This window comes from Streptomyces sp. NPDC002680 (assembly GCF_042889145.1).
In the GTDB taxonomy this organism is placed as follows: domain Bacteria; phylum Actinomycetota; class Actinomycetes; order Streptomycetales; family Streptomycetaceae; genus Streptomyces; species Streptomyces adonidis.
Genome location: NZ_JBIAQP010000002.1, coordinates 127,296 through 145,711 on the forward strand (window position 1 = coordinate 127,296; position 18,416 = coordinate 145,711).

Genomic DNA, 18,416 nt, shown 5'->3' on the forward strand with positions numbered 1-18,416 from the left:
CGCGTACTACGACCGTACGCAACGACGGATGCCTCGTACCGGAACGCGGTCCAGCCCCGGATCCCGGCCCCCTGGGTCCCGGTGCGACCGGCGCTCTTTCCAAAGGAACATCTGGGGGAAAGGACCCTCACCAAGCCCCACCCCTCCCGCCCGCCGCGCAAACTCACTCGCGCGAGTGAACATCGCCAACTCGGCTGGATTCGCGACCGGTTGCCTGCCCTACGCTCAGCGCAGCAGCACCAACACCACAGACAACCGCAGACATGCGACGGCCCTCGCCGGGATTGCACTCCCAATGCGAGGGCCTGACCACCGAGGAAGAGGAAAGCTTCCCGATGGATACGCAAGACCCTAGCGTGCCCTCGCACGCCCAAGCCCGTAGCGCGGGCAAAAACCACTCTCCCCGGCGGCCCGATTCAGGCGTTTCCGGCGTCGTCCACGACAACGCCCGTCACACCACCCGCTTCACGGTGATCGGCAACCACCTCGCCCAGCACCGCGAGCTGTCGCTCCTCGCCATCGGGCTGGCCGTGCACATCCAGTCGCTGCCCACGGGCGCCCGCGTCGACATCAAGACCCTCGCCAGGAAGTTCCCGGAGGGCCCGGACCGTATCGCCGCCGCCCTGCGTGAACTGGAGGCACATGGCTACCTGCGCAGGCCCCGCGAACGCACCTCAAGCGGCCACATCGTCACCCGCACGGTCTCCTGCAACCGCCCCGGCCACCACACCGAGCGCCCTGCGGACACCGACGCCGGGCCCGACCGCCGTACCGACCACGGCTCCACCCCGCACCCCACGGGCTCCGCGCACCCGATCGCCCCGGCCCCGCCCAGGAAGCGCACCCCACGCAAGCCCCTCCCCGCCGTACCGCAGCCCTCGTACAAGGGGCCGGGACTCCTCCAGGCCGCCACCGAACTCCTCGCCGACCTGCGCCACCACCCCGGCCTGCTTCTGTCCGCCTGCGACACGGCCCACCTGGCCCCCGGTGTCGCCGCCTGGCTGGAGCGTGACGTCAGCGCCGGCGCCGTACTGCACGCGCTGACCAGCGACCTCCCACCCGAGGGAGTGCACCGCCCGGCCGCCTTCCTGGCCCACCGTCTCACCGCTCAGTTGCCACCCGTGCCACCGCTCCGCGCGCCTGCCTCGCCCCCAGCCGTCCGGCATCCGCTCCAGAACTGCGGCGGTTGTGAGCGTGCGTTCCGTGCCCCTGTGCCCGGTCGCTGCCGCGACTGCCGATCCGATCTCCTGGAGGCCGCCTAGCATGAAAGCGACGATCCTTGCCCCCGGGCACAGACGACGAGGAGCGAGCGCCATGACCATCGCCCCGGACGACGCGCGACAGGGCGCCTCCCGCCTGTACCGGACCATGCGGGACTTCGTTCAGTCGATGGACGACACCCTTCCCGGGAAGTTCGAGATCACCAAGGAAGGGATCGTGCACGACATGATGTCGCCGGGAGGGCCCCACGAGGTGACGGCAGCGCACGTCAGCCGCCGTCTGGAGAAGTCCATGCCGGACGAGTTGCTGGCCCACAGTGGCACGCCCGATGTGGAGGACGAGCCCGAGGGCATCATGCGCCACCCCGACGTCATGGTGATCGCGTGGGCCGATCTGAACGTCGAGGGCTCCATCGATCCCCGTACGGTCATCGCCGCCGTCGAAGTGGTCTCCAGGTCCAACCCCGAGAACGACTGGGTCACCAAGATGCGCGACTACCCCCTGATCGGCATCCCGGTCTACGCGATCTTCGACCCCCGCACCGGCACCGGCGCCGTCCTCACCGACATCCACCCCACCCCCGGCGGCCCCCGCTACGCCACCCGCAAGGACTTCGTCTACGGCGAGGACGTCACCATCGCCGACTGGACGATCCCGACGACCGGCCTGCCCCGCTACCGGGACGAGGACTCCTAGGAGGGCGCCGCAGGTCAATCCCCCGGGCCTCGTAGGCTGGGCCCATGAAGGAACTGCCCGACCGGCGTCTGCTTCTGGTGCACGCGCATCCGGACGACGAGTCGATCAACAACGGCGCGACCATGGCCAGGTATGCGGCCGAGGGCGCCCTGGTGACGCTGGTCACCTGCACCCTCGGTGAGCGTGGCGAGGTCATTCCGCCCGAGCTTGCCCATCTCGGTGGTGCCGCCCTCGGTGAGTACCGGCTGGGGGAGCTGGGCGCTGCCATGCGTGCCCTCGGTGTTGACGATCACCGGCTGCTCGGCGGGCCCGGGCGGTTCGGTGACTCCGGGATGATGGGGCTCGCCGACAACGACGACCCCGGGTGCTTCTGGCAGGCGGATGTCGACGAGGCCGCCGGGTACCTCGTCGAGGTGATTCTCGAAGTCCGGCCCCAGGTCGTGGTGACGTACGACCCGGACGGGGGGTACGGGCACCCCGATCACATCCAGGCCCACCGCGTCGCCATGCGCGCCGTCGAGCTGGCCGCCGAGGCCGGCTGGAGCGTCCCCAAGGTCTACTGGAACCGCGTGCCCCGGCCGGTCGCCGAGGAGGGCTTCGCGCGTCTTCGGGAGGCGCTGCCCGGGTTGCCGTTCGCCAAGGCCGCCGCCATCGACGACGTACCGGGGGTTGTGGGCGACGAGCGCGTCACCACCTTCATCGACGGCACCGCCCACGCCTCCGCCAAGGCCGCCGCCATGCGTGCCCACGCCACCCAGATCGAGGTGGCGGAGCCCTGGTTCGCCCTCTCCAACCAACAGGCCCAGCCGCTCTTCACCGATGAGTACTACGAGTTGGTGCGTGGTGAGCGAGTTGGGGGTGGTGAGCGTACTTCTGTACGTGAGACCGATCTGTTCGACGGGATCGCAGTGACTGCGGAGGGTGGTGCGCGATGAGTGCGAACGGGAAGGCGCCCGCGGGTGGACCCCGTGGCAAGGCGGCTACCGGGGCGGCCGGCGCGGGGGGCGGTGGCGGCAGTCTGCTGGCTCAGCCGCTTGTCGGGCCCTCTCTCGGGCGTTCGGTGGCCTATCTGGCGCTCTTCGTCCTCGGGGCCGTCGTGGGGGCCGCAGGCGGGCTCGTGCAGGCCGCCTGGTTCCCGGGTGGGCTGCTGCTCGCCCTCGGTGGAGCGGCCGGGTTGTTCCTCGGCGGGGCGCGTGCCGTGGGCAGTCGCGCCGGGGCGGTCGCGCCGGCGGCCGGGTGGATGGTCTCCGTCATCCTGCTCACCGCGAGCCGTCCGGAGGGGGACTTCCTGTTCGCCGCCGGAGTCGGCTCGTACCTCTTCCTCCTCGGTGGGATGGCTGTCGCTGTGATGTGCGCCACCCTCGGTCAGGGGCGGCAACCGGACGGGTCCGCCGTCCGACTTGGCAAGTGATGCAGCACTTCGCCGCCGCAACCGCGTGGGGGTCCCGTGATGGTTTCCCCGGCGGTCGTGGGATTCGTGCCAGGAGTGGCCAGTATGGTGGTGCGCGCCGCCGAGCTGCCCGCGTGAGGTCGCGTCGGGCGGCGGAGCCAACCGGGAGAACCTGCCTTGAGTCGTGAAACTGACAGTCCGTCCTCCGGGCCCAACGGGCGCGGGGGTGCCGCCTACCCCTCGGGGACACCGCCGTACGGCACGCCCATGGCGTCCGACGGCGGTACGGACGCGGGCCGTTCGGCCGCGGAGCCCGACGGGCCCAAGACCGAGACCACGCTGACGACCCGGATCCGGATCAACATCCCCGGATCCCGGCCCATTCCGCCGGTCGTCGTCCGGACGCCCGTCGCGGACACCGAGTCCCCGTCGTACTCGTCCTCCGAGGAGACCGGGTCCCACGCGCTGCCGAGAACGGGCGGCGGAGGCGACGGCAGAACGCCGGGCGCGGCCGCGTCCAACGGCGCCGCCGCGCCGTCCGCCGACGCCCCGGCCCAGCCCGGCGAGAAGACCAGCGACTGGTTCGCGCCGCGCAAGTCCGGTGCGCCCAAGGGCGGTCCGGGCGGCGGCGCGTCCAACGGCGCGGGTCTGCCCGGTGGTTCGGGTCCCGCACCCGGTGGCGCCCGTCCCGGCGGCCCCAACGGCACAGGCCCGGCGGGCGCTTCCCGTCCCGGCGGTCCCAACGGCGGCGGTTCCACGGGGTCTTCGCGCCCCGGCCTGGGGGTCATGGGCGCCGCGGGCAACGCGGGCGGCCCACGCGCCGCAGGAGGCGGTACGAAGGGTGCCGGGCTCCCCGGTGCCACCGGCGCCGGTCCCGTCGCGCCGGGGCACGGCGGCGGCACCGGTTCCTTCGACGTGTCCGCACTGGCGGCCGGGGCGGGCCCGCTGAGCACGTCCCCCTACCCGCCGGCCGGCGGCCCCGGGGCCGGTCCCCGGCCCGCAGACGGCCGAGGCGAGCCGCGCCGCGACGACCTGCCGTACTTCGCGGAGAACGGGCAGGGCGGGCAGAACGGACAAGGCGGGCGTGGCCCTCAGGGCGGCGGCCTCAACGGTCAGGCCGGCGGACCCAATGGCCAGGCCGGCGGTCCCAACGGGCAGGCCGGTGGCTTCGGCCCCCAGCACGACTTCGCCGCCCAGAACGACTTCACGGCGCCCAACGACTTCGGCGACTTCGGTGCCGCCCAGGCCGACTTCGGCGGCCCGAACGGTCCGAACGGCCAGAACGGCTTCGGACCCGGTGGTCCCGGCGGCCCGGGCGGACGCGGCCCCGCCGGCCCGACCGGCGGCCCCGTCACCGGCGACGGCCCGGTCGTCCCGCCCGTCGTCGGCGGCGCGTCCGGCGCCCCCGGTGTCTCCGGCACGGGACGCCTCGGCGGCGGCCTCAGCGACGACACCGCGATCCTCACCCCGCAGAAGCAGGCCCCCGAACCGGGCGCCGACGGCTACGGCGGGTACGGCGGCTCCGTGGACAACGTCTCCAGCTCCACCCTCACCAGCGGCATGCCCGTCGTCCCGGCCGACCGCAACTCCCCGTTCGGGCCGGGCTCGCACGCCGACGGCCCGCTGCCGCACACCCCGCCGAAGCTGCCCGAGCCGGTGTCACCGAGCACGCCCGCCGCTGCCGCCTCCAAGGGCAAGAAGGCGAAGAAGAAGGGCCGCAGCAAGCTGACGCTGCTCATCGTCGCCGTCTTCTTCATCGCCGGTGCCGTGTACGGCGCCGGGCTGCTGATGAACCACTCCGACGTGCCCAAGGGCACCACCGTGTTCGGCGTCGACATCGGCGGCGGCACCCGGGACGACGCCGTCAAGAAACTCGACGACGCCTTCGACAAGCGGATGACCCAGGCGCTGAAGCTGTCCGTCGACGGCAAGACGGTCGAGCTGAAGCCCGACCAGGCCGGCCTCCAGTTCGACACCCAGGCCACGGTCCGGGCGGCGGCCGTCAGCGACTACAACCCGGTGTCGGTGATCGGCTCGCTCTTCGGCCAGCAGCGGGTCGTCGACCCCGTCATGCCGGTCGACGAGGAGAAGCTGACCGCCGCGCTCCAGCGGGTGGCCGGCGGATCCGGCTCGGCCAGCGACGGCACGATCAGGTTCGAGTCCGGCAAGGCCGTCGCCGTCTACGGCAAGGCCGGCAAGGGCATCGACGCAGCCGCTGCCGCCGAGTCCGTCGAGAACGCCTATCGCAGCCAGGTGGAGAGCGGCACGAGTACGCCGGTCCAGGTCCCCACCAAGACGCAGGAACCGACGATCTCGAACGCCGAGGTCGACCGCATGATGAAGGCGTTTGCCGAGCCGGCCATGTCGGGCATTGTCAGGATCGAGGCGGGTGGGTTGGAGGTCAAGTTCAGCCCCCAGAACTCCCTGTGGAGAGTCCTCGCCGTCAAGCCGGTCGGTGGCAAGCTGGTCGAGTACTACGACAGGGCGGCGCTGAAGGAGCTGTATGGCGGCGCCTGGGACGGCGTGCTGATCACCCGGGGCAACGGCAGTAAGACCGCCGTGACGCCCGAAGACGTCGTCGGCGCCATGCGCAAGGCCCTGCTCGGCAAGACGGAGGCGGACCGCGTCGGTGTGATCGAGACCAACCCGAGTTAGTGGCGAGCGGTTCGAGAGGGCGCGCCCGCCCGGCTGCCGTGGCTCGGCGTGGCGCACTCGGCCAATGAGCGGCGCTACGGGGTGACCGACCCCGAAACCGTGCGCGTGTACGGCTGTCACCTGGCCCCGCCGGTCGGTGTGACCGCCGCGCAACTGGCCGAGGAGGCGCGGCAGGAGAAGAAGCGCAAGGCCCTCATGACGGATGCGGTCACCAAGGCCTGCATCGGCAGTGACGCGGCGGCGACCGGATCGGAGATCACGGGCGGCTGCCGCGGCACGGCACTGAAGCAACTCGGCATGCTCCGGAAGGACGCGTTGACCGCCGTCGACCCGGCGCAGCAGCAGGGCTGGAAACGTACGGAGGCGGACAGCCGGGCCAAGGCCGTGAACGCCAAGTGGAGTGCCCGTCAGGTGGACTACGTGACGGTCTGGCAGTCCGTCGAGACCACCTACCAGAACAAGATCATCAAGGCCAACGGGCAGGAACTCGAAGACGTTCGGCAGAGGTGGCGGAACGCTCTGCGGAAGGCGGCCCAGGCCCCTCCGCTGAGCTGAGCCGGCGGCCGGCCGCCGCCGTGGGGCACCATGACATCTGTCATCCCCGAGTCAGGACCGTCGGCACTGCCGGGCGGACCGGCCCCGCGGCCACGATGGATGCCATGGACCCCATGGAAACCACCCCGGTGGTCGCGTTCGACCAGGTCACCAAGAGCTATGGCGAGGTACGGGCCGTCGACGGGCTCGCGCTCACCCTCCGGCCCGGCGAGACCGTGGCCCTGCTGGGCCCCAACGGTGCCGGCAAGTCGACCACCCTCGATCTGCTCCTCGGCCTGAAGCAGCCCGACAGCGGTACGGTCCGCGTCCTCGGCCACACCCCCCGGGACGCCATCGTCGGCGGGCACGTCGGCGCCATGCTCCAGAGCGGCGGCCTGATGGACGAGGTCACCGTCCGTGAACTGGTGACGCTCGCCTGCGCCCTGCACCCCCGGCCCTTCCCGGTCGGCGAGGTCCTCTCCCGGGCCGGGATCACCCAGTTCGCCGACCGCAAGGTCAACAAGCTGTCCGGCGGCCAGGAGCAGCGCGTCCGGTTCGCGCTCGCCACGGCCGGGGACAGCGCCCTGATCGTCCTGGACGAGCCCACGACCGGCATGGACGTCACCGCCCGCCAGTCCTTCTGGGCGACCATGCGCGAACAGGCGGACCAGGGCCGTACGGTCCTGTTCGCCACCCACTACCTGGAGGAGGCGGACGCGATCGCGGACCGCGTCCTCGTCCTGCACCGGGGCCGCCTGCTGGCCGACGGCACGGCCGCCGAGATCAAGGCGAAGGCGGGCGCCCGCCGGATCTCCTTCGACCTGGAGTCCGACGCGGAGATCCCGGTGGAAGAGGCGCTCCTGCGCACCCTGCCCTTCCTCACCTCCCTCGACATCTCCGGCCGGACGGTCCGTATCCAGTCCGCCGACGCCGACGCGACCGTCCACGCCCTGTACGGCCTCGGCCTCTACCCCCGCAACCTCGAAGTGGCCGGCCTGGGCCTTGAGCAGGCGTTCGTCACCCTCACCGCCGCAGCCGAGGAGGCACGCACCTCATGAACGACCTCATCCGCCTCGAAATCACCCGGGCCCTGCGCAACCGCAAGTTCCTCTTCTTCTCGGTGATCTACCCGTCGGCGCTGTTCCTCCTGATAGCGGGCAGCGCGGACAGCACCACAAAAGTGACGGGCACGGAACTCACCCTCCCGACCTTCTACATGGTCGCCATGGCCTCCTTCGGCGCCCTGACGGCCGTCCTGATGGGCAACAGCGAGCGCATCGCCAAGGAACGCGAGAGCGGCTGGGTGAGGCAGCTGCGCCTGACCACCCTCCCCGGCCGTGGCTATGTCCTCGCCAAGACGGCGAGCGCGGCCGTGATCAGCCTCCCGTCGATCGTGGTCGTCTTCGTCGTCGCGGCGGCGGTGAAGGACGTCCACCTGGACGCCTGGAAGTGGCTGGCGCTCACCGGGACGATCTGGGTCGGCAGCCTGGTCTTCGCGGCCCTGGGAGTCGCCCTCGGCTATCTGGCGAGCGGGGACGCGGTCCGTCCGATCACGATGATCGTCTACTTCGGCCTGTCCATGCTGGGCGGCCTCTGGATGCCCACGACGAGCTTCCCCGACTGGCTGCAGGACATCGCGAAGTGGCTGCCCACGCACGCGTACGCTGCCCTGGGACAGTCCATAGAGCTGGGCAACGCCCCGCAGGTGAAGGACGTGGCGATCCTGGCCGTCTCGTTCGTCCTCTTCGCGGGCGGCGCGGCCTGGCTGTACCGGAAGGACACGCTGAAGGCGTGAGCAGCGTCGGCATCGGGCAGCGCCCGACGACCCGCAGGGCGCGGGTGGTGAAGTCCCTGTGGATCGGCATCTGGCTCGTCTACCTGAGCGCACCGGTCAGCGACCTCCTGCACGGCGGCCACAGCACGGGCGTACGCGTCCTCGGCTGGCTGGGCCTGGTGGTGTTCGTGGCCTGGTACGCGATCCTCGTCTTCCGTACGAGCCGTGGCGAGACGACCCTCCTGGTCGTGGGCTCCCTCGCGGTCCTCACCGCCCAGTCGACGCTCCTCGCCCTCACCCTGGGCCGCGAGTGGCTGGTCCTGTTCGTGTACGTGTCGACCGCGTCCGGCGCCGCCCTGACGGCGCGGATGGCCCGCTGGGCGATCGTGGCGGTGTCGGCCCTGATGACGGCGGTCGCCCTGGCGGTCCCCGACGGCCGCTCCTACCTGGCCGGGCTCCTCATCCCCGCCCTGCTCGGCGGCGCCGCCATGATGGGCGTACGTCAACTCGTGCGTACGACGATCGAGTTGCGCGAGGCCCGGGCCACGGTCGCCCAGCTGGCGGCCAACGAGGAACGGCTGCGCCTGGCGAGGGACCTGCACGACCTGCTCGGCCATTCGTTGTCGCTGATCACGCTCAAGAGCGAGCTGGCGGGCCGGATGCTCCCCGCCCACCCCGAGAAGGCGGCCCTCCAGGTGGCCGACATCGAGAAGGTCAGCCGCCAGGCCCTGGTGGACGTACGCGAGGCGGTGAGCGGCTACCGGCGTCCCCGCCTGGCCGGTGAACTGGCGGGCGCGAAGGTCGCGTTGACGGCGGCGGGCATCACGGCCGACCTGCCGACGACCGCCACGGAGACCGACATCGCCGAGGAGGCGGAGTCCGCCCTCGCCTGGGCGCTGCGCGAGGCGGTGACGAACGTCGTACGGCACAGCGGGGCCCGGCGCTGCACGGTCGAGGTGCTGAGCAGGCAGACCCTGGAGGGCCCGGTCCTCGAACTCTCGGTCGAGGACGACGGCATGGGCGACGGCTCACCCGGAACACCGGGCAACGGCCTGACGGGCCTCGCGGAACGCCTGGAGAAGACGGGCGGCTCCCTGGAGACGGCCCGTACGAGACAGGGCTTCCGGCTGGTCGCGAGGGTGCCGGCGAACCCGTCGCCCACCACTCCGACGGACGTAGGATCCGGTCCATGAGCCGCATGATCAAGGTCCTGTTGGCGGAGGACCAGTCGATGGTCCGCGAGGCGCTGGCCGCGCTGCTCGGTCTGGAGCCCGACATCGAGGTCGTCGCCCAAGTGGCACGCGGCGACGAGGTGCTGGCCGCCGCCCGGACCCACGCCGACCTGGACGTGGCCCTCCTGGACATCGAGATGCCGGGCGCCACGGGCATCGAGGCTGCGGCCCAGCTCCACCGGGAGTTCCCGACCCTGAAGCTGGTCGTCCTCACGACCTTCGGCCGCCCCGGCTACCTCCGCGCCGCCATGGAGTCCGGCGCGGACGCCTTCCTGGTCAAGGACGCCCCGGCCGCCCAACTGGCGGAAGCGGTACGCAAGGTGCTGGCGGGGGAGCGGGTCATCGACCCGACCCTGGCGGCGGCGGCCCTGGCGGACGGCGCCAATCCGCTGACGGACCGGGAGCGTGAGGTGTTGCGCGCGGCGGCGAACGGCGCGACGAACGCGGAGCTGGCGGCCATGTTGCACCTCTCCCAGGGCACGGTCCGCAACTACCTCTCGACGGCGATCCAGAAGCTGACGGCCCGAAACCGCACGGAGGCGGTACGGATCGCGAGGGAGAAGGGCTGGCTGTAAAGGGCCGGCTGTAGGAGTCCCGGTCGGGGCGGTGTCCTTCGGGAGCCGCCCCGACGCTGTTTCGCCGTCCGCTTTTCGTCCCGGGACAGGTGTGCCCCAGCAGGTCGGGAACCTGTCTGTCCCGACATGGCCGAAGCAGCCGGGATCAGGTTGTGGACGGGGTGTGAGCTGCACAAACTCATCTCACCGACCCCGCAGTTCGCCGCCGACGGTGACTGCGCGTCGGTTCCTGTGGCCGCTCACGGCCGACTCCCCGCATCCCTCGGAAGGGACTTTCCGCATGACTTCCGTACGCATTCTCCTGCCCTCTCTCGTGGCCGCCGCCGTGACCGTGCTCGGCGCGGCTCCCGCCACCCCCGCCTCCGCCACCTCGGCTCCCGTCGCCCGTGCGGCGGGCGCTGAGACGTACCGCAACGTGCACACGGGGCTGTGCATGGACGACAGCGACGGCGGCGGACTGCGCGGCTGGCAGTGCAACGGGCTCAACCACCAGAAGTGGACGGTCACCCGGCACGCCGCCGACGGCACCCGACAGCTCACGAACATGGCCACGAGCAGGTGCCTGGACGACAGCGCCGCCGGCCTGCGCACCTTTCCGTGCAACGGACTCGACTACCAGAAGTGGACGGTCGAGAAGCTCACCCAGAGCCGCATCCAGTTCAGGAACGTGAAGACCGGGGCGTGCATCGCCGACCCGGGCGAGAACAAGCGCCTGATCGCCCTGCCGTGCGTGACCAACTCGGCGAACCAGCAGTGGCAGTAGGGGGCCCGGCCCCTGATCCCACGCCCCGAACATCTCGAACATCTCGAACGAGGAGACCAACCATGTCCCCCCACGCCCGCAAGCTGCGCAGGATCCTGCCCGCCCTCGCCCTCACCTGTCTGACGGTCCCGGCACTCGCCGTCTCCGCCCACGCCACGACCCCGACCACGACGCCGACGAGTGTCTCCCGGGCCGACGCCTCCTTCCCCACCTGGGGGACGCGCTGGATCGTGCACGCCACGTCCGACATCAACTCGCCGTCCGTCGGCATGATCAACCAGAACTCCGCAGGTCAGGACCGCATCACCGCCGACTACCAGGTCGACACGGGCCGTCGGGTGTGCGAGGGCAGCGCCTGCTCCACCTTCATGGCCCACATCACCGCACCCGTCACGGGCTTCCTGACCGTCGTCGCCGTGGACATCCCCGAGGACCGGCTTCCCGGTGTCCCCGTGCAGGGCGATCCCGGCGGCGGCTCCCCGACCGGCTCGCGGCAGCAGACGCTGGAGCGGGCCGCGACCTGGCTCACCGCCAACGGCGGTCGTCCCGTTCCCTACAGCCAGTCCGCGCACTGGCGGGACGGCTACCGGCAGGACTGCTCCGGCTACGCCTCCATGGCACTCGGCCTGCCGACGCCCGGCACCAACACCGTGGGGCTGGCCACCAACCGGAACCTCACCCGCCCCATCGCGATGGGCGAACTCCAGCCCGGTGACCTCGTCATCGACGCCATCGGCAACAGCAACACCCGGCACGTCGTCATCTTCGAACGGTGGAACGACGCGGCCCACACCTCCTACACGGCCTACGAGCAGCGCAGCGGCCCCGGCACCACACACCGGACGCTGACCTACGGCCTGAACGGGGGCAGCGAGTACCGGGCCTACCGGCCCGTCCAGTACGGCGACTGACACCCCACCAGGTGTGCGCCCAGCCCTCCTCGGGCTGAGCGCACACCTCGCCGACAGCCCGAGCGACGGCACCCCGTTGGGCCGGAGGAGTGAATCCCGTGACCGGTGAATCGACTCTGCACGGGCCGGGACACCGTGCCGGTTGCGTCGCCATTGTCCGCTTCCATAGATTCCTGACCTGCTGGGACAGCCTGTCCCAGGTCATGAAGCACCAACGGGACACCGTTGTCGTACCTCGGGAGACGTCCGCCATGACGGACAGCGGCCGGAGTGACCGCCTGGCGGCGCAACGACAGCTCGGCGCGGCCCTGCGCGCCCTGCAACACCGGTCGGGGCTCACGCTGCGGGAACTGGAGAAGCGGGTCCCGGTCAGCGACACGTCGCTGTCGCGCTACTTCCGCGGCGACGGCGTCGCACCCTGGCCCGTCGTCGCCGAGATCGGCCGGATCCTGGGCGGCGACCCGAGCGAACTGCGCGCCCTGTGGCAGGCGGCCGACCGTATGTCGTCGTCCCCCCAGCTCCCGGCCGCGCCCACTCCGGCTCCGCCCGACGACAGCCCGCGCACTCCGGCTCCCGTCCCCGCGTGGTGGCGCCTCACGCGGGTCCGGGCCATCGCCGCGGTGGTCACCGTCGTACTGCTCGGAGCGGGTCTGACGGCGTACGGCGTCCAGCTCGACGCCGACTCCCCGGGTGAGCGGACCACCACGGCCGCCCTGGGCAAGCAGGGCCCGCACGCCGGGGTCGACGAGCGGCGGCCCGTGTTCTACGAGGCGGAGAAGGCGCGTCGTAAGGACCGGGTGATCGTCCGTGCCGCCACCGGGGCCAGCGGCGGCGAGACTGTCGCCTACATGGACTACCCCGACAGCTACGTCGAGTTCACCGTCGTCGTCGCGTCGGCCGGTCCCCGAGCCATGAGCGTGCGGTACAGCAACGGCTCCCAGGACACCGCCGGCGCCCCGGCATCCGCCTCGCACGGCCTCGCGGTCAACGGCGCCGTCGTGAACCCCGTCCACTACGTATACACCGGCTGGGAGAACTGGCGGCGGACCGAGCCGGTGACGGTGGCCTTCCGCGCGGGCCGCAACACGATCCGCTTCTCCAAGGGTGACCTGTACACCGAACTGGACGGCATCGAGCTGGCGTAGGGCCGTCGGCGCGGGACGCGGGACGCAGCACAGCCAAGCCCACCGATCTTCCGCCCCTGATCCAAAGGGACCGCCCCATGCCCTTCCCTCAGATGTTCTCCTCCCATGTGATCCGCCGACTGCGGAAACGACTCGCCTCTCTCGTGGCCCTCCTCTGTCTGGGCCTGGCCCTGGGCCCGCCCACGGGGCATACGGCTGTCGCGCCGCCGGTGGTGGACGGTTCGCCGTCGGTCGTGCTCGACCGCGACTTCGCGGACCCGGACATCGTCAGGGTCGGCGCCGTCTACCACGCCTACGCCACCAACAGCGGCGACCGTCACATCCAGCACGCCACCTCGCGCGACCTGCGGCACTGGACGCTCGACGACCGTGACATGCTGCCCGACCCCGGCTCCTGGGCGGCTCCCAGGGCCGAACTCGTCTGGGCGCCGGAAGTGTTCGACGGCGGCGGGGGCCTCACCATGCAGTACACCGCCCGCGACCGGGCCAGCGGCAGACAGTGCATCGGCGTCGCGCGGGCCGCCACGCCGGACGGGCCCTTCCGCCCGACCGGCGAGACCCCTCTCGTCTGCCCCGCGCGGGAGGGCGGCGCCATCGACGCCTCGACCTACACCGAGGGCGGGCAGCGCTACCTCCTGTGGAAGAACGACGGCAACTGCTGCCACCTCGGCCAGGACACCTGGCTGCACCTCCAGCCCACCACGTGGGACGGCACCCGTCTCACCGGGGACCCGGTCCGGCTGATCCGCCAGGACCAGCCCTGGGAGGGCCGCCTCGTCGAGGCGCCCACCCTGGTCAAACGCGCGGGGTGGTACGTCCTCCTGTACTCCGCGAACGCCTACGACACCAGCGCCTACGCGACCGGCTACGCCGTGTCCCCGCGCCTCACCGGCCCCTACACCAAGGCCCCCCGCCCCCTCATGTCGACGGACAGCTTCTCCGGCGCGGTCCAGGGCCCCGGAGGACAGGACTTGGTCGAGGGGCCCGACGGCCGTGACCAGATCGTCCTGCACGGCTGGCACGGAGGTGTCCGGACCCTGTACCGGGCCGATCTGGGCTGGGCCGACGGACATCCGGTGGTGCGCGGCAGCAAGGTCGTCCACGAGGCGGAGCTGGCGCGGCTGAACAACGTCGTCGTCCGTGCCGCCCCCGAGGCGTCCGGCGGCAGGGCGGTCGGGCACATCGACCACCCGGACAGCCGGGTCGAGTTCCGGGTGTTCGCCGCGTCCGCGGGACCGCACACCCTGTCGGTGCACTACGCGAACGGCTCACTGGACTCGGCGGGAACACCGGCCGCCGCCACCCATCGACTGTCCGTCGACGGTACCGACGCCGGCACGGTCCTCTATCCCCACACCGCCTGGGACAACTGGCAGACGGCGGTCCGGACCGTGTCGCTGCGCACCGGCTGGAACACGATCCGCTTCTCCAAGGGAGACCTGTTCACCGAACTGGACCACATCGAGGTGAGCTGAACCGCCTTGCCGCACAAGGGCACTTCAGCGTTCACAACCTCAGTTCAACCGAGCCCGAGCCGCCCGAGCCTGCCCCCGGACCCGCTCGGCACCCACCTCGTCGACCGCCTCGACAACCTCCGCGTACCCCTCCAGTTCAGCCGCCCCCACCAGGAACTCCCCCCGCCCCACCAGCAACTGAGCCCGCTCGTACCGCAACCGGGCCGGATGCGAAGGCAACAGCAGCGCCAACTCCACCGCCCACAAGGACACTTCCGACCGCTCCGGCCGAGCCGCACCCCACGCCCGCACGTTGTTCAGCACCCGCAACATCACATCCAACGGATCCGCAGGCACCAGCATCGAGGGATCCAACGCCTCCCCGGTCGCCCCGGCCACCAGCAACTCCGCGTCGCCCCCGCTCAACACCCGCCCCCCGTCGAAGGGATCGGCCAGCACCTGCTGGTCGACCGGCCCGAACCCCACGACGAAGTGCCCGGGCAGCGCCACCCCGTACACCGGCGCCCCCGCCCGCCGCGCGACCTCCATCCACAGCACCGACAGCAGAATCGGCAACCCCCGCCGACGTACCACCACTTCGTGCAGCAGAGAGGACTCCAGCCGCTGATAGTCGGCCGGGCTGCCCCGGAAGCCGAGACGCTCGCCCAGCAGCTGGTGCAGCGCCGTCGCCCAGGAACGCGGCCCGCCCGGCCGGAACGGCAACTGCCCGGCCAGCCGGTCGAGTTCCATCTGGACGGCGTCGACGCCGGCCTCGTCCAGCGCCCGGTCCGCGACCCCGCCCATCAACAGGCACAGCGTCGTCAGATCGGGCCGTTCGGACCGGGCTTCGTCGGCGAAGAGCCCGCGCAACTCGGCGGACCGTTCGGGGCCCGGGGGATACGGCGGAGGATGAGGGAAACGCATACCAGGCCCGTGCCCTCTCACGCCGATCGATAGTGGTGGTAGGAGTGATGCGCTCCGAATCCCGTCCCGGCGTACAGCGCCCGCGCCCCCGAGTTGTCCGCCTCCACCTGGAGCCAGGCGGCCGACGCCCCCTCCTCAAGGGCCCGCCCGGCCAACGCGGCCATGACAGCCGTGGCCAGCCCCTGCCGCCGCTGCCCGGGGTCCACCTCGACCGCCCCGAACCCGGCCCACCGCCCGTCCACGACACACCGCCCGATGGCGGCGGGAGGCTCGCCCGCACCCCCGGGCACGGTCGCGAACCACACCGACGGCCCGCTCCCCAGCACGGCCAGCGCCACTTCGCTCACCCCCTTGCGCTGATACCGCGAGAGCCACGCCTCATCGGCCTCCCGCGACAGCACCACCCGGTCCGGATCCCCCTGGTCGGCGACGGGCGCCAGCGCCCCGACCCACAGCTCCGCCGTCACCTCACGCGTCCACCCGCGCTCCTCCAGCTCCGCGCACAGCGGTTCCTGCGTACCCTCGGCGCCAGTCGCGGTCTGGACGTACGCGGGCAGGCCACGATCGGCGTACCAGCGGCGTACGACGGTCAGCGCCTCGTCGAGCGGCAGGCCGGGGTCGCCGAGCGGAAGCACGGAATTGGCGCGTCGCGTGAACCCGGAAGCCGCCCGCAGCTCCCACTCACCGAGCCGCTCGCTCTCCACGGGCTGCCAGGACCGCGCGGAGACCCGCGCCAGCTCCTGGTACGAGGCGGCGGGACCGCGTCGGCGGGCGGGGGCCGCCGGGACCACCTTGCCCGCGACCAGGGACGCCGCCGCGACCCGGACGCGCTCGCCGTCGCGCCGTGTGATCAGAAGCACACCCGCTTCTTCGTCCCATGATGTGAGAACACCTACTGTGTCGGTGAACTTCTCATTACCGGGGGCTTCTTCGTTCAGCCGTCGAACAGAGACACGTTTGCCCACGTCAGCAGCGGTGATACGGACCTCGAGACGGCCGAGAGCAGAGATTTCCACAGGTCAGTTCACCCCTCCTGTATGGATCATGCCTAGGAACGGAGATACTAGGTGCGGGCATCGACGACGCCGCGCTCCCGCGCGCCAGGTGGCGGAGCCTGAAGACGGCTCGCCAGCGCCCTATCGAGGAGGAACGACAGCGTGACCTACGTCATCGCGCAGCCTTGTGTCGACGTCAAGGACAAGGCGTGCATCGAGGAGTGCCCGGTCGACTGCATCTACGAGGGCTCCCGGTCCTTGTACATCCACCCGGACGAATGCGTCGACTGCGGCGCCTGTGAACCGGTCTGCCCGGTCGAGGCGATCTTCTACGAGGACGACACTCCGGAGGAGTGGAAGGACTACTACAAGGCGAACGTCGAGTTCTTCGACGAACTCGGCTCGCCCGGCGGCGCCAGCAAGCTGGGACTGATCGAGCGCGATCACTCCTTCATCGCCGCGCTGCCGCCGCAGAACGGCTGACGGCGGCCCGCAGAGCCCGCGCCGCCTCGGTCCCGTACGGCCTGATCGCCTTGATCATGACCGCCGTACGGGACCGAGGCGTTTGCCGTACGTACGAAAGTGAGCCAGTAATCGTGTCCTCCGCAGTCTCCGACCGCCTCCCCGTCTTCCCCTGGGACAAGCTGGAGCCGTACAAGAAGACGGCCGCCGCGCACCCGGACGGCATCGTCGACCTGTCGGTCGGCACGCCGGTCGACCCGGTCCCCGAGCTGATCCAGAAAGCGCTGGTCGCGGCGGCCGACTCCCCGGGCTATCCGACCGTCTGGGGCACGCCCGAACTGCGCGACGCGCTCACCGGCTGGGTCGAGCGCCGCCTCGGCGCCCGGGACATCACCCACCGCCACGTCCTGCCGATCGTCGGCTCCAAGGAACTGGTCGCCTGGCTCCCGACCCAGCTGGGCCTGGGCCCCGGCGACAAGGTCGCCTACCCGCGCCTCGCGTACCCGACGTACGAGGTCGGCGCCCGCCTGGCCCGCGCCGAGTACGAGGTCTACGACGACCCGACCGAGCTGGATCCGACGAACCTGAAGCTGCTCTGGCTCAACTCGCCCTCGAACCCCACTGGGCGGGTGCTGACCAAGGAGGAGCTGGCCCGGACGGTCGCGTGGGCCCGTGAACACGGCGTGCTGATCTTCTCCGACGAGTGCTACGTCGAGCTGGGCTGGGAGGCCGACCCGGTCTCCGTACTGCACCCGGACGTCTGCGGTGGCTCGTACGAGGGGATCGTGTCCGTCCACTCCCTCTCCAAGCGCTCCAACCTGGCCGGGTACCGGGCCGCGTTCCTGGCCGGTGATCCGGCGGTTCTGGGCCCCCTCCTGGAGATCCGCAAGCACGGCGGCATGATGACCTCGGCGCCCACCCAGGCGGCGGTCGTGGCCGCCCTCGGTGACGACACCCACGTGCGCGAGCAGCGCGAGCGGTACGCGGCCCGGCGTACGGCCCTGCGCGAGGCCCTCGTGCGCCACGGCTTCCGCATCGAGCACAGCGAGGCCAGCCTCTACCTGTGGGCCACCCGCGAGGAGTCCTGCTGGGACACCGTCGCCCACCTCGCCGACCTGGGCATCCTGGTCGCACCGGGCGACTTCTACGGCACGGCGGGCGAGACCTTCGTCCGCGTGGCCCTGACGGCGACGGACGAGCGGGTGGCGGCGGCGGTCGCGCGTCTGTAGAGGGCCATTGCCGCTGTACGACGGAGGGGCCCGGGAAAGATCCCCGGGCCCCTCCGCCATCACCTGGTCACCGCGCTCGGGTCAGCCCAGCGGCAGGCCCTGCAGGGGCAGCTGGCCGGCGCCGGGCAGGCCCTTCGTCGGGAGCGCGTCCGTCGGCAGGCCGCCCTTCGTCGCGGTCTTCGCGGTGTCGCCGAGGACGTCACCGCCGGCCGTCGCCGGCACGGCCTTCGTGACCGCGTCGACGTTCGCCGTGTCCAGGGCGGTCAGACCGCCGAGGTTCGGGGTGGCCGGCAGCCCGGCGGGCGCCGCGCTGGCGGAACCGGCCGCACCGACCCCGGCTGCCGCTCCCGCTGCGACGAGCAGCGCTGCACGGGCGATCCGGCGGGTCAGGGGGAGGGACATGATGCTCCTGAGTGTCGGTTGACTCTTGATCGTCCGGACTCGGACGCAGTGACT

19 protein-coding genes are annotated in these 18,416 nt (G+C 71.6%); 16 read left to right on the forward strand and 3 right to left on the reverse strand.

Features of this window, described 5'->3' with window-relative positions:
- The first annotated feature begins 335 nt into the window (after positions 1–335).
- The 14 genes from ACFYXF_RS07150 (at position 336) to ACFYXF_RS07215 (ending at position 14,371) form a co-directional block, all read left to right on the forward strand.
- On the forward strand, positions 336–1,262 hold the full coding sequence (locus ACFYXF_RS07150) for a helix-turn-helix domain-containing protein (protein WP_389348574.1): 927 nt from the start codon (positions 336–338) through the stop codon (positions 1,260–1,262).
- A gap of 52 nt (positions 1,263–1,314) precedes the next feature.
- Positions 1,315–1,917: a Uma2 family endonuclease gene (locus tag ACFYXF_RS07155; protein ID WP_389348575.1), complete on the forward strand. Its 603-nt coding sequence runs from the start codon at positions 1,315–1,317 to the stop codon at positions 1,915–1,917.
- A 44-nt stretch (positions 1,918–1,961) separates the two neighbouring features.
- A complete protein-coding gene (gene mshB, locus ACFYXF_RS07160) occupies positions 1,962–2,852 on the forward strand; it encodes an N-acetyl-1-D-myo-inositol-2-amino-2-deoxy-alpha-D-glucopyranoside deacetylase (RefSeq protein ID WP_389348576.1) in 891 nt (296 codons plus the stop codon).
- Positions 2,849–3,328, forward strand: a complete 480-nt coding sequence (locus tag ACFYXF_RS07165) for a DUF6113 family protein (RefSeq protein ID WP_389348577.1) — start codon at positions 2,849–2,851, stop codon at positions 3,326–3,328. Before mshB ends, ACFYXF_RS07165 begins: the two co-directional genes overlap by 4 nt.
- Positions 3,329–3,484: 156 nt before the next feature.
- A complete protein-coding gene (locus tag ACFYXF_RS07170; protein ID WP_389348578.1) occupies positions 3,485–5,962 on the forward strand; it encodes a hypothetical protein in 2,478 nt (825 codons plus the stop codon).
- 81 nt (positions 5,963–6,043) lie between these two features.
- On the forward strand, positions 6,044–6,517 hold the full coding sequence (locus tag ACFYXF_RS07175; RefSeq protein ID WP_389348579.1) for a hypothetical protein: 474 nt from the start codon (positions 6,044–6,046) through the stop codon (positions 6,515–6,517).
- Between the two features lie 104 nt (positions 6,518–6,621).
- On the forward strand, positions 6,622–7,554 hold the full coding sequence (locus ACFYXF_RS07180) for an ABC transporter ATP-binding protein (RefSeq protein ID WP_389348580.1): 933 nt from the start codon (positions 6,622–6,624) through the stop codon (positions 7,552–7,554).
- A complete protein-coding gene (locus tag ACFYXF_RS07185) occupies positions 7,551–8,291 on the forward strand; it encodes an ABC transporter permease (RefSeq protein ID WP_389348581.1) in 741 nt (246 codons plus the stop codon). Before ACFYXF_RS07180 ends, ACFYXF_RS07185 begins: the two co-directional genes overlap by 4 nt.
- On the forward strand, positions 8,288–9,463 hold the full coding sequence (locus ACFYXF_RS07190) for a sensor histidine kinase (protein WP_389348582.1): 1,176 nt from the start codon (positions 8,288–8,290) through the stop codon (positions 9,461–9,463). The genes ACFYXF_RS07185 and ACFYXF_RS07190 overlap by 4 nt, the downstream gene beginning before the upstream one ends.
- Positions 9,460–10,077 carry a DNA-binding response regulator gene (locus tag ACFYXF_RS07195; protein WP_389348583.1) on the forward strand — a complete coding sequence of 206 codons (618 nt, stop codon included), beginning with the start codon at positions 9,460–9,462 and terminating at the stop codon, positions 10,075–10,077. The genes ACFYXF_RS07190 and ACFYXF_RS07195 overlap by 4 nt, the downstream gene beginning before the upstream one ends.
- A gap of 280 nt (positions 10,078–10,357) precedes the next feature.
- Positions 10,358–10,840, forward strand: a complete 483-nt coding sequence (locus tag ACFYXF_RS07200) for a ricin-type beta-trefoil lectin domain protein (RefSeq protein ID WP_389348584.1) — start codon at positions 10,358–10,360, stop codon at positions 10,838–10,840.
- A gap of 62 nt (positions 10,841–10,902) precedes the next feature.
- Positions 10,903–11,751 (forward strand): hypothetical protein, encoded by an 849-nt coding sequence (locus ACFYXF_RS07205; RefSeq protein WP_389348585.1) that lies wholly within the window; start codon positions 10,903–10,905, stop codon positions 11,749–11,751.
- Between the two features lie 251 nt (positions 11,752–12,002).
- Positions 12,003–12,896 (forward strand): helix-turn-helix domain-containing protein, encoded by an 894-nt coding sequence (locus ACFYXF_RS07210; RefSeq protein WP_389348586.1) that lies wholly within the window; start codon positions 12,003–12,005, stop codon positions 12,894–12,896.
- A 77-nt stretch (positions 12,897–12,973) separates the two neighbouring features.
- The gene (locus ACFYXF_RS07215) at positions 12,974–14,371 is read left to right on the forward strand and encodes a family 43 glycosylhydrolase (RefSeq protein WP_389348587.1); all 1,398 of its coding nucleotides are present in this window, start codon (positions 12,974–12,976) and stop codon (positions 14,369–14,371) included.
- A 39-nt stretch (positions 14,372–14,410) separates the two neighbouring features.
- On the opposite strand, the gene ACFYXF_RS07220 is transcribed toward ACFYXF_RS07215, so the two are convergent.
- Positions 14,411–15,274 (reverse strand): transglutaminase-like domain-containing protein, encoded by an 864-nt coding sequence (locus tag ACFYXF_RS07220; protein WP_389348588.1) that lies wholly within the window; start codon positions 15,272–15,274, stop codon positions 14,411–14,413.
- Positions 15,275–15,291: 17 nt separating this feature from the next.
- Positions 15,292–16,290, reverse strand: a complete 999-nt coding sequence (locus ACFYXF_RS07225; protein ID WP_389348589.1) for a GNAT family N-acetyltransferase — start codon at positions 16,288–16,290, stop codon at positions 15,292–15,294.
- 141 nt (positions 16,291–16,431) lie between these two features.
- Here ACFYXF_RS07225 and fdxA point away from each other — a divergent pair, with 141 nt between their 5' ends.
- The gene (gene fdxA / locus ACFYXF_RS07230) at positions 16,432–16,752 is read left to right on the forward strand and encodes a ferredoxin (RefSeq protein ID WP_369034909.1); all 321 of its coding nucleotides are present in this window, start codon (positions 16,432–16,434) and stop codon (positions 16,750–16,752) included.
- A gap of 113 nt (positions 16,753–16,865) precedes the next feature.
- Entirely contained in the window at positions 16,866–17,960 is a 1,095-nt protein-coding gene (locus tag ACFYXF_RS07235) for a bifunctional succinyldiaminopimelate transaminase/glutamate-prephenate aminotransferase (RefSeq protein ID WP_389348590.1), read from the forward strand.
- Positions 17,961–18,041: 81 nt separating this feature from the next.
- On the opposite strand, the gene ACFYXF_RS07240 is transcribed toward ACFYXF_RS07235, so the two are convergent.
- Positions 18,042–18,362, reverse strand: coding sequence for an ATP-binding protein (locus ACFYXF_RS07240; protein WP_389348591.1), 321 nt, complete (start codon positions 18,360–18,362; stop codon positions 18,042–18,044).
- Positions 18,363–18,416: the final 54 nt, after the last annotated feature.

Excerpts from the sequence above, each read along its gene's own strand:
- ACFYXF_RS07150 (WP_389348574.1), top strand. The coding sequence starts at position 336 with ATGGATACGCAAGACCCTAGCGTGCCCTCGCACGCCCAAGCCCGTAGC.
- ACFYXF_RS07155 (WP_389348575.1), top strand. The coding sequence starts at position 1,315 with ATGACCATCGCCCCGGACGACGCGCGACAGGGCGCCTCCCGCCTGTAC.
- mshB (WP_389348576.1), top strand. The coding sequence starts at position 1,962 with ATGAAGGAACTGCCCGACCGGCGTCTGCTTCTGGTGCACGCGCATCCG.
- ACFYXF_RS07165 (WP_389348577.1), top strand. The coding sequence starts at position 2,849 with ATGAGTGCGAACGGGAAGGCGCCCGCGGGTGGACCCCGTGGCAAGGCG.
- ACFYXF_RS07180 (WP_389348580.1), top strand. The coding sequence starts at position 6,622 with ATGGACCCCATGGAAACCACCCCGGTGGTCGCGTTCGACCAGGTCACC.
- ACFYXF_RS07185 (WP_389348581.1), top strand. The coding sequence starts at position 7,551 with ATGAACGACCTCATCCGCCTCGAAATCACCCGGGCCCTGCGCAACCGC.
- ACFYXF_RS07195 (WP_389348583.1), top strand. The coding sequence starts at position 9,460 with ATGAGCCGCATGATCAAGGTCCTGTTGGCGGAGGACCAGTCGATGGTC.
- ACFYXF_RS07200 (WP_389348584.1), top strand. The coding sequence starts at position 10,358 with ATGACTTCCGTACGCATTCTCCTGCCCTCTCTCGTGGCCGCCGCCGTG.
- ACFYXF_RS07205 (WP_389348585.1), top strand. The coding sequence starts at position 10,903 with ATGTCCCCCCACGCCCGCAAGCTGCGCAGGATCCTGCCCGCCCTCGCC.
- ACFYXF_RS07210 (WP_389348586.1), top strand. The coding sequence starts at position 12,003 with ATGACGGACAGCGGCCGGAGTGACCGCCTGGCGGCGCAACGACAGCTC.
- ACFYXF_RS07215 (WP_389348587.1), top strand. The coding sequence starts at position 12,974 with ATGCCCTTCCCTCAGATGTTCTCCTCCCATGTGATCCGCCGACTGCGG.
- ACFYXF_RS07220 (WP_389348588.1), bottom strand. The coding sequence starts at position 15,274 with ATGCGTTTCCCTCATCCTCCGCCGTATCCCCCGGGCCCCGAACGGTCC.
- ACFYXF_RS07240 (WP_389348591.1), bottom strand. The coding sequence starts at position 18,362 with ATGTCCCTCCCCCTGACCCGCCGGATCGCCCGTGCAGCGCTGCTCGTC.